The organism is Luteimonas terrae, from assembly GCF_031457535.1.
Taxonomy (GTDB): domain Bacteria; phylum Pseudomonadota; class Gammaproteobacteria; order Xanthomonadales; family Xanthomonadaceae; genus Luteimonas; species Luteimonas terrae_A.
In genome coordinates, this window is record NZ_JAVDWO010000008.1 from 219,666 (window position 1) to 230,154 (window position 10,489).

Below are 10,489 nucleotides of genomic sequence, written 5' to 3' on the forward strand. Positions count from 1 at the left end.
AGGCGCGAGCGTGGCTCGCAGAACGCGACAGCGTAGGGACGTGCGCGTCGCGGGCGGGTGTTGTGCTCTGCCGCCGCCGTGCGCATACGGCGCACTAACGTCCGGCTCGCAATCATCACAGAAGCCCATTCATCATCCCTGGCCGCTCACAGCCTGCTGCCGTGGTGGATGGAACGGGCGCAGGCCCCCCTGTAATCTAGCCCTCTACAAGGACGCCAGAATTTCACATGCGACTCGCGGATTTCATTGAAGAAAACGCCGGGGAGATCCTGGAAACCGCCCAGGCGTTCGCCAGAACGCAGGCACCTGCAGGCGTTGAACTGAGCGCGAAGGAACTGCGCAATCACCTGCCGCAGATCCTCAAGGCGATCGTGACCGACATGCGCAGCCCGCAAAGCAGCAGCGCGCAGCAGGCCAAGGCCGAGGGCCGCGCCCCGCCCCAGGCGGGTCCCGAATCGGCCGCCAGCTATCACGGCCGCACGCGTGCGATCGCCGGTTTTGGCGTGAACCAGATGGTGGCCGAGTACCGGGCCCTGCGCGCCTCAGTGCTGCACCTGTGGTCTGCCGACGAGACGCTTTCGCGGGACTCGATCGAGGACATGGTGCGATTCAACGAGGCAATCGATCAGGCCGTGGCCGAATCGCTGGCCGAGTACTCGACGGAAGTGGAATCGTGGCGGCAGATCTTCCTCGGTGCACTGGGGCATGACCTGCGCGGCCCGCTGACGGCGGTCGTGTTCACCGCCGACGTGCTGGCGGAGAAGACGCGCGACACCCCGTACGCCCGCCATGCCGAGCGCATCCTGGTCGGCGCCGAACGGATGTCGAAACTGCTCAACGACCTGCTGGCCTACAGCAAGAGCAAACTCGGCGCCGGCATGGTGCTGGACCGGGACCTGTGCGACCTCGGCGATGTGCTGGTGGACGAGATCGAACTGCTGCGCGCCGCGCTACCCGGCACCGCGATCCGGTTTGGCGCATCCGGCACCACGCAGGGCCGGTTCGATGCCTCGCGCCTGCGCGAAGCGCTGCACAACCTGGTGACCAATGCCGCCAAATACGGCGATCCAGGCTCGGACGTGTGGGTCGACGTCGAGGGCGATGCGGATCACGTGCGACTGTCGGTCCGCAATGCCGGCGCTACGCTCACCGGCGACGACCTGCATGCGATGTTCGACCCCCTGCGACGCGGGGCGAAGAACGCCTCGACCGGCGAGCACATGAGTCTGGGTCTGGGTCTGTTCCTGGTACGCGAGATCGTCACCGCGCACGGGGGCAAGGTCAGCGCTGCATCGGCGGACGGTTTCACCACATTCCTGATCGCATTGCCGCGCGACGCATAAGGCGCCGCCGCTCGGCGCCTGACCCCCGCGCCGGCAAGACCTGCCGACGGGAACGCGCCCTGGTCAGTCCGGCGACGTGTCCGTCGGCCCGAGCTTCACGCCGAGCATGCGGCACAGCTCGATGTTGGGCATCGCCTTGCCATACAGCCAGCCCTGCATGCGATGCACGCCGGCCGCATTCAAGGCCTCAGCCTGCGCGGGGGTTTCCACACCCTCGGCAATGACCTCGATCGCGAACGCCTCGGCCAGACCGATGACCGCCCGCACGATCGCCAGATCCGCCGCGCTGTCGGGCATGCCCTGGACGAACTCGCGATCGATCTTCAGCGCATCGACCGGCAGCCGCTTGAGGTAGACCAGGGAGGCATAGCCGGTACCGAAGTCGTCGATCGCCACCTGCACACCGAGCGCGCGCAGCGGCCGGAGGATCTCGAGCGCATGGTCGATGTCGCGCATGAGCGTGGTTTCGGTGAGCTCCAGCGTCAGGCGCGCGGGATCGAGCCCCGATGCATCCAGCGACGCCTGGACGTCTTCCACCAGACCGGTCTCGTCGAACTGCCGCGCCGACACGTTGACCCGTACGCCCGGCGCCCCCTCGCCCGCGCGCGCCGGCCAGGCTGCGGCGTCCTGGCAGGCCTGACGCAGCACCCAGCGTCCGACGGCCGGCATCAGTCGCGATGGTTCCAGCACGCCGATGAACTCGGCCGCCGTCCGCAGCGCACCGCCGACGCGCCAGCGCAGCAGGGCTTCGGCTGCGACCCACTGCCCGAGGGCCGTGTCGTACTCGGGCTGGTAGTGCACCTCGAATTCGCCCCTGGCGAAACCATCACGCATCGCGCGTTCGAAGCGCAGCGCCTCCAGCAACGCCGTGTGGTGTTCGGTGTCGTAGACGGCGTGGCCGAACCGCCCGGCGGCGCGCGCCTGCGCGGCCGCCTCTTCGCCCTGCTGCAACAGCAGCAAGGGATTCCGGGCGCCGGCCTGCTCGGCGACCGCGATGCCGATGCTCGCACCGGGCTCGAGATCGGCATGCGGCCAGTCCATGGATTCGAGCATGCCGAGGATGGCTTCCGCCAGGCGGATCACCGTGCGGTTCGAGGCATGGGTGCTGACCAGAAAGCTGAAACCATCGACGCCGGTCCGGGCGAGTTCGGTGTCGACGCCCATCATCGGTCGCAGCACCTGGGCAATGCGCCCCATCACCGTGTCCGCGCTCGGTGCACCGGCCGAACAGCCGCGTCCGGTGCTCACGTCGACCTGCACGTGGACGACCGCCAGCAGTTCGTGCCGGCGGGACGGGCCGTCGATAAAGCGCTGCCGGATCAGTTCGATCATGTAGGCGCGGTTGGGCAGGCCGGTGGCGACATCGTGCAGGCGCAGATGCTCCACTTCGGCCTCGGCCCGCCGCCGCCGGGCGATCTCGAACGCCATCGCCACGTAATCGCCCATGCTGGCCGCGAATGTGGTTTCAGCCCGCGACCAGATGCGCGCACCGGCCAGACTCTCGTGACAGACCATGCCCTGCAGTGCGCCGCCTACGAACGCCGGCGCATCGAGCACGCCATGGATGCGATGCCGCTGCAGATAATCGCGCAAGGCCAGATGCGACCGGGCCATCCAGGCATCGCGTTCGAACACCGCGACTTCCAGCGTGCGCACGTCGTCGAACGAGGCGATGTAGTCGTCCTCGTCCAGTGGCAGCGTCTCCAGTGCATCGGGGGCAATGCCCTGCCCAGCGATGGCGTCGTAGGCGTGCAGACACCGCAGGACGCGTTCACCGGCGTCGTAGCGCCACACGCTGACACGCTCGATCTGCAGCGCGCTGGCCGCGGTCTGGCAGATGGCCGCAATGGCCGTCTCGAACGTGCAGTCGGGACTCCAGACCGTACGCGTCAGCGCGACCAGTGCGCGGGTGAAGCGTTCGCCCGCATCGGCGTCGTCCGATTGCGAGGCCGACGCCCGGGCAGGCCTGAACATCTGCAGCGTCACTGGACCCCCTCGCTTGCCTCGAGGCGTGATGGAGACATCCCGTGGATGTGCCGAACACGCGTTCCGCACAGTACGCCCAAAAGAGACCCGTCGTGGCAATCGGCAGACACGTCCACGCGAAGGCTGCAGCCCGTCCCGCCGTCCGCCGCGCAGGCGTGCGCAGCCACGCACTGCGGCCTGCCGATGCCCGCCCATCTGCGTGTGACTGCGACTGCCATGTCACAGGAGACGGCGCAGCGGCAGCCGTCGCGATTCCGCGGAGGGCGGAGGGGCATCCGGGTCCCGCGGCCTCAGGCGTCCTGCGCCTCGTATTCGCGCAGGAATGTCTCCAGCGGCACGAGCGCCTTCGGTGGCAGGTCCGCATCCATCACCGGCGCGGCATCGCGCCGCGCGCGGAGCCAGCGTGTCATGAACCGTCTGGCCTGCGACGACGAGGCCGCCGTGCCGGCATGGGTCCGCCGCCGCCACGTCAGCCAGTAGCGCCCACCCGGATACACCGCGCCGACCGTCTTGCCGCGCCAGGTCAGCATGACGACGCCGGCACACGCGGACCATGCATAGAGCGCCGGCATCGGCCGCAGCGGCCGACGGCGCACCGTGATTTCTTCCCGCAGCAGGGGATTGCACTGCCAGTCCATGCAGGCAGCGTGTCGCGCGGCGCGCTCAGCGGATGAGACGCGACGCGGCCACCTGCAGATGGCCCGGAACAGTGCCGGTGATGGCCGGCGACCGCGTGGTGTGCCGGGGCCCCAGTGCCGCCGCGGGCATATTCCCGCTACCGGATACGCGCGCGAACCTTGGCCCACGGCTTCCCGCGAACGCGGATGATGCCCGGCGTTTGCCGGACACCAACCGCGACGGCCTCGAACATGCCGCGTGTACGCGAAGGCAGCCGGATCAATAGCTGCCGACGAAGTTGATGTAGAACCCGCGATGGTCGTAGTCGAAATCGGTGAGGTCGGCACTGAAATCGGTGAAGTTGTAGCCGACGCCGACGCGGAAATTGCGGCCGATGTCACGGTCGACGCCCGCCATCCAGCCCTGGCGCGTGCCGCCGTTGTCGACGTCGAGCCAGCGGTACTCGGCCAGCGCGTGCCACTTGTGCAGCAGCTCGTAGCGCAGCTGGCCGGCGGCGAAGGTCGTCGCCGAGTCGAACCACTCGCCGGTGCCGCGACCGAAGCGCGCCTCGCCTTCGCGGCGTGCGAGCTTGCCGGCCACTTCCCAGCGGTCGTCGATGCGGTACACGCCTTCGAGCGAGAGCACCTGCGATCGCTGGTCGTAGTCCGCGCCGCCGATCTGGCCCAGCGTGGCCAGGTCGTACAGGTAGGTGTAGCGCCCGAACAGGCCCCAGCGCGAGCCGTCCCACGGACGGTAGGCGAAGCCGAGATTGCTCTCGATAAACTTCGCGCTTGCGGCCGGATTCAGATCGTCCTGGGTATCGGCGTAGTTGAAGCGGGCGGCGACGCGCCAGCTTTCGTTGAGGCGGTGCTGCACGCGGTTGGTGGTGATCCACTGCGTGCGGCGTTCCGCGCCGGTGTCCTCACGCCACTCGACCTTGCTCTGCCAGTCGGTGCCCGGCGACGTGCGGCCGCCGGAGACGCTGACCGCGCGCCGGTCGACCTGACCGCCGTCGCGATTGGTCAGTTCGCCGTCCGACAGCGTCAGGCCGAGGTTCCACCCGATCGCCGGATAGAAGTCCATGCCGTAGGTATGCGCCAGACCGGACTCATTGCGCGACTTGAGGAACTGGCTCTCGTTGAACACATTGACCTGGTTCGACAGGCGCCAACGCTGTCCCAGCGTCCAGCCGTTCTGCTGCGCGCGGTTGAACAACGGGTCGTACTCGGTGGCGTCGGTCGAATAGGTGTAGGCGCCGTAGAAGCTGTGCTGCGCGGTCAGGCGGTACTCGCCATTGACCTGCGCGGCGTCACCGCGGTCGCCGGTTGTGACCTCGGCACCGACATTCGACAGGTTGGCGAAGTTGTAGCGGCCACCGAGGGTATAGGCGTCGTTGTCGACATAGCCGCCCTCGTCGTCGAGCGTCCACTGCGCGGTGCCGTAGACATCCAGCGCGGTCCCGAAGCGCTGCGTGTAACGCAGCGCGCCGAGCGTGCCGGTGGCATCGCCGCCGATGCGGCCTTCTTCCACGCGCCGCAGTTCCGCTGCGAGCGTGCTGACATCGGACAGGCGCCACTCGGTGGTCGCCTGCGACTGGGTCAGCGTCTCGGCGCCGCGCTCGGCGCGGCTGTGGCGTGCGTAGACGCCGACATCGCGACCGAACTCGCCGAGCACCTCGACCCCGTACTCCTCGACATCGGCACCGATGTCGAAGCGCGCGACCGAGAAGCCGGCGTCGACGCGGCGCCACCAGACCCCGGTGCTCCAGTCGCTGGTTGTCCAGCCCAGCTCGCGGAAGTTCGCACGGGCTTCCACCGCGCTGGCTTCGCCGTCGCGCGGGCCAACCGGATTGAGCTGGGTGAAGGTGAAACCGCCGTTGTCGGAGAAGAACACCGGTGCGCTGGTGGCTTCGGTGCGGCTGTGCTCGAGCTTGAGGTAGGTGCCCTTGCCGGCCTGCAAGGTGATGTCGGCCGACATCATCGTGTAGTCCTCGCCGGCCCGGCTTTCGTCGACCCATGTGGCGCCGACGCCGAGATGATCGCCGAACCAGTGTTTGCCGCGCGCGCCGACGGTGATCTCGTCGGGGTCGAAGCCGTTCGGCACCCATTCGTAGTCGACGATCAGACGTTGCTCGAAGCCGTCGAGCGGTGCGTCGCGGGTGATCGTCGGCAGGTTCTCGTGTGTGATCTGCGTCAATGCACGCGACAGGGTGATTCGGCCCTGCAGTTCGTTGATCTCGTAGTCGGCGCCGCGCAGCAGCACGGTGCGCGCCTCGACGCGACCGGTGGTCGGATCACGGACTTCCACCACGACCTGCTCCGAGCCGGGCAGCACGTCGGTGTGACGCAGGTAGTACAGGCTGGTGCCGGTGCCGACGAACTCGCTGTGGCCCGGCGCGGTCTGCGCCTCGGATACGAATGCGCGCAGCTCGGTGCCCGGATCGCCCCAGACATTGGACTGGCGCGAACGCCATGCCAGCGCCGCGCCGTAGAGCGCACGCTGGTACTGGCCGTATTCGGTGCCGGTGAGGCCGGTCGAGAAGTTGCCCCACAGCGCCTGGTTCTTGTCCCAGTCCATGCGGATGTAGAACCGGCCCATGGTGTCGACATCACGATAGGTCGTGGAGTCGTCGCCGTAGGTTGGGTAGTACAGGTCCGGATCGACGCGGCGGAAGATGTCCTGCGGATCGGCCGAGGTGAAGCCGTCGAACAGATCGCTGAGCGGCCGGTTCTGGGTGTCGGCCTGCGCGGTGATCAGGTACTTGCCGGCGATCTTGCCCTTGCCGTAGAACGCCAGGCGGCCATCACTGAGGATGTCGTTTTCGCGGCCGGCCAATGCCATCTCGCGGCCCGGACCGCTGGCCTTGTTCTGGAACACGGTGACATCGGCGATGCCGACGCCGAAGAAATAACGGCCGCTGACGTCGACATCGAGCGCATGCGTCGACACCTCGCCGCCGCGGCCCCGCAGGCCGATGTCGAAGCGGTGCTGGCCGATCGGCATCAGGTACTCGGCGACGAACTTGCGCTCCAGGTCGACCGGATAGGGCTCGCCATTGATCAGCAGCGACTGGCCCTCGGGCAGGTTGCGGCCGGTGATGCGCACGCGCGAGCCGTAGACGGGAATGTTCTGCTGGCGCAGTCCACTGCCGGAGAACACGTTGTCGACCAGCGCCTGCGTCTCGGCCTGATTGGCGTCCAGCGCCAGGCCAAGTCCACGCTCGGTGCTCTGACGCAGCGTCTGCGCGCCGCGCTCGGCTTCGGCCGGCGTCACCAGCTGCAGGCGCTTGACGAAGGTCTCGTCGAAGTTGCCGGCCGCGTCGTAGGCACGCAGCACGTACACCAGTTCGTCGCCCGCGCGGTACTGGCGCCCTGCAGGCAGCGCACCGTCCCACTCCGCATCGGCCACCGCAGTGCGCGGCAGCGCGAACTGGGCGATCGGTTCGATCAGATCGGCGTCGGTAGCGCGATAGAGCGTCACCTCGAACCGGTCGACGAAATCGATGTAGTTGCTGCGGGCGTAGAAACGCACCGGCCGGGTGATGCGTCCGTCCTCGAACGGCACCATGGTCGGCGCCGAGACCGAGAGTTCCGGCAGACCGAGATTGGGATCTTCGGTTGCCCAGATCGCGCCGCCGCCTGGCAGCTGCACGGAGAACCGGCCCATCGCGGTCGCCCGGCCCGGCTGCTCCAACGCAATGCTCACGCGACGATCGGGCTGCAGCGCCTGCGACGACGACGCCTCGCTGGTGCCCTGCGTGACCGGCTGGTCGTAACTGCGTGTCCGCAGCCGGAACAGCAGGTCGCCTTCGCTGCGGCAGCCGTCGGCGTCGCAATCCATCGCGGCGGCGCCCTCACCGGCCGCGCCGGTCGCCCCTGCACCTGCAGTGGCGTCCTGCGCCACCGCGGTGGTGGATGCCGCGCCGGCCAGAATCGCCAGCAGCGCTGCGTCGAGCAGCTTTCTCTTCATAATCCGGTCCCCTTTCACTTCCGCGCCTCCCCGACAGAAGCCGCCGGATCCCTGCTTGTTTCCACCCGGGTCTTGGCCCGTACCTGTGGGCTCAATCGCCCAGAAAGCGCGTCGAACACCGACTGCGCACGGCGCAGACCGAGATCGACGTTGTAGGCATGCGAGCCGCGCACGTCGGTGTGGCCCACGATGCCGACCATCCCGCCGCCCAGTGCTTCGAGGCGACGCGCGACTACATCGAGCAGTGCCTCGAACTCGGGCCGGATGTCCGACTTGTCCGTATCGAAGAGCACCGTGCCCAGCAGCACGCCGCTGTTGTCGACACCAGCCACCAGTGCGTGCGGATCGTTGACCTGCGTGCGCAGTTCGACGCGCAGCGCTTCGGCCGCCGTCGGCGTGATCCGCGCCTGCAATGCATCGCGCACAGCGGCGGCGCGGGCGAATGCGAGCGCTTGGTGCTCGCCCTCGCCGTTGACCACCACATGGCCGCCGCGGTAGCGCTCGATCTGCCCGGCCATCGCCTCGATCGCCGGCAGATAAGCCTCGCGCAGCGCGCTGCTGTGCGGGGCGAAGAACACCTCGCCCAGCTCCAGCTCGACCACTTCGCTGCCGCCCTGCAATTCGACCACCGGCAGTCGCACGCCGAAGTCGAAACGCACCGGCAGACCGGGGGTGACGCGCCGCACCAGCGGATTGGCCGTCGTGAACTCGGTACCCGGCGGCAGCGTGGACGGATCCACCTTCAGGATGAAGTTGCGCCCGTGCATCGCGTGCCCGCCCGGCACGTCGACCAGGTGATAGCGGCCGTACTGGTCGGTCTCGATCAGCAGACCTTCCACCGACGCGATACGCACGCCCGGGATGCCGCGCTCGTCGATACCGGCGTTGCCGATGACGTATTCGACCAGCACACCGTCGCCGTCCTGCGACACGCGGCGGGTGACGACCGGCTCGGCGGCCGACAGTCCCTTGGCCACATCGCCGCTGCGCTCGAGGCGCGTGCTGCCGTCGGCGGCCATGTACAGCGTGGCACCGTCACCGCTGGTCAGCGCGAAGTCGTCTGTGAATGCCGCGCTGCGCAGACGCTGACGGATCACGATCTGGTGCGTTTCGACCGGGTCGGCCACCGACTGGCGGCCGAAAATCGTGTCGAGCGCCACACCGTGCAGCAGCGGTGCGCTGGCATCGGCGAGCGGCTGCGGGCCGTCGCCGCGGTCGATCGTCGTCGAACCGGCGATGTAGGCACCCGGTGCGAAACCACCCTGCACACGCACGCCGCGCAGTGCCGCACTTGCCTGCCAGCCGTCGCCGTTGCGGTCGTCGAACACAGTGCCGAACACCAGACTGTCGTCGAGCATCGGATCGAACGCCGTCGAGACCTGTGCGGTGGCGATGTTCGACAGCGGCACGCCACCCTCGCTCTGTGCCACCGCCTGGTTGACGTGGCTGCCGGCACGGATGCCTGCGCCCACACGCAACAGATAGCTGACGGACACGGTGTCGCCTGGCGCGAGGTCGAGGCTGGCGATGCGGATCGGGTTGTAACCCGAGACCGTCAGCGCTCGACCGTCTTCACTTGCGATGGAGCCATCGACGTAGCTGAAGCCCTGCGGCGGCGTGTCGAGCACGGTCGCCCCGGTGACCATCGCATTGCTGACGTTCTCCACCGCGACGGTGTAGCGGACCAGGTCACCCACCTTGACCTCACGCACCGACACCGACTTGGTCAGGCGCAGCGGCGCGGTGCCTTCGACCCGGACCGTGACGGTCGCGGTGTCACACATCGCGGTCGGGTAGGAGGTGTCGCAGACGCGGTAGACGAAGCTGTCCTCACCGCTGAAACCGAACGCCGGCGTGTAGGTGCAGATGCCGTTCGCGCAGTTCACGACGCCATGTTCCGGCTGGGTTACCAGCGCGACCGAATCCGGATCCAGCGGTGCACCCGTGCTGCTGTCGTTGTCGACCACCACCACCGGTGTCGGCACGCCGGGCTCGGCGGTGCCTGCATCGTCGTCGATCGCCTCCACCACATTCGGCAGCACGGTGATCGTGACAGTGGCCGTGCTGCAGTTGGCCGGATTGTTGATCTCGCAGATCTGGTACTCGAAGCTGTCTTCGCCCGAGAAGCCGGGGTTGGGCGTGTAGATCACCGTGCCGTCGGGCTGGATCACGATGCTGCCGTTGGCCGGCGGCGTGACCTCGACGATCGTGATGTCCTCGGCATTCACCGGCACGCCATTGAGCGTGTCGTTGTCGAGGATCGGAATCGTGACCGGCGTGTTCTGTTCTGTGGTCGCGCTGTCGTCGACCGCGACGATCTCCGGCGCTTCGACCACCACGGTCACCGTGGCCGTATCGCAGTTCTCGGGGTTGAGCACTTCGCAGATCGTGTATTCGAAGGTGTAGCTGCCCGCCGGTGTACCTGGCTCGACACCCACCACGCCCGTGACCGGGTCGGCCACGATGCCAGGCGGCAGCGTGCCCACGGTGATCGTCACGGTCTCCGGCGTTGCCGGCACACCGTTGACCGTGTCGTTGTCGAGCATGTTGCCGACCGACGGATCACCCTCGGC

At 68.0% G+C, this 10,489-nt stretch carries 5 protein-coding genes; 1 reads left to right on the forward strand and 4 read right to left on the reverse strand.

The genetic code is table 11. From position 1 onward, the window contains the following. Positions 1–227 precede the first annotated feature (227 nt). A complete protein-coding gene (locus J2W68_RS11520; protein ID WP_310235981.1) occupies positions 228–1,343 on the forward strand; it encodes a sensor histidine kinase in 1,116 nt (371 codons plus the stop codon). Positions 1,344–1,406: 63 nt separating this feature from the next. On the opposite strand, the gene J2W68_RS11525 is transcribed toward J2W68_RS11520, so the two are convergent. From J2W68_RS11525 to J2W68_RS11540, 4 genes are all read right to left on the reverse strand, one after another. Next, positions 1,407–3,317: a putative bifunctional diguanylate cyclase/phosphodiesterase gene (locus J2W68_RS11525; RefSeq protein WP_310235985.1), complete on the reverse strand. Its 1,911-nt coding sequence runs from the start codon at positions 3,315–3,317 to the stop codon at positions 1,407–1,409. 302 nt (positions 3,318–3,619) lie between these two features. After that, entirely contained in the window at positions 3,620–3,967 is a 348-nt protein-coding gene (locus J2W68_RS11530; RefSeq protein ID WP_310235988.1) for a hypothetical protein, read from the reverse strand. A gap of 259 nt (positions 3,968–4,226) precedes the next feature. Beyond that, positions 4,227–7,916, reverse strand: coding sequence for a hypothetical protein (locus tag J2W68_RS11535; RefSeq protein WP_310235990.1), 3,690 nt, complete (start codon positions 7,914–7,916; stop codon positions 4,227–4,229). A gap of 14 nt (positions 7,917–7,930) precedes the next feature. Beyond that, on the reverse strand, positions 7,931–10,489 hold a 2,559-nt coding region (locus J2W68_RS11540), incomplete at its 5' end, for an Ig-like domain-containing protein (RefSeq protein ID WP_310235993.1).

What these genes read in the sequence shown, in the direction of transcription:
- J2W68_RS11520 (WP_310235981.1), top strand. Translation starts at nt 228, where the DNA reads ATGCGACTCGCGGATTTCATTGAAGAAAACGCCGGGGAGATCCTGGAA.
- J2W68_RS11525 (WP_310235985.1), bottom strand. Translation starts at nt 3,317, where the DNA reads ATGTTCAGGCCTGCCCGGGCGTCGGCCTCGCAATCGGACGACGCCGAT.
- J2W68_RS11530 (WP_310235988.1), bottom strand. Translation starts at nt 3,967, where the DNA reads ATGGACTGGCAGTGCAATCCCCTGCTGCGGGAAGAAATCACGGTGCGC.
- J2W68_RS11535 (WP_310235990.1), bottom strand. Translation starts at nt 7,916, where the DNA reads ATGAAGAGAAAGCTGCTCGACGCAGCGCTGCTGGCGATTCTGGCCGGC.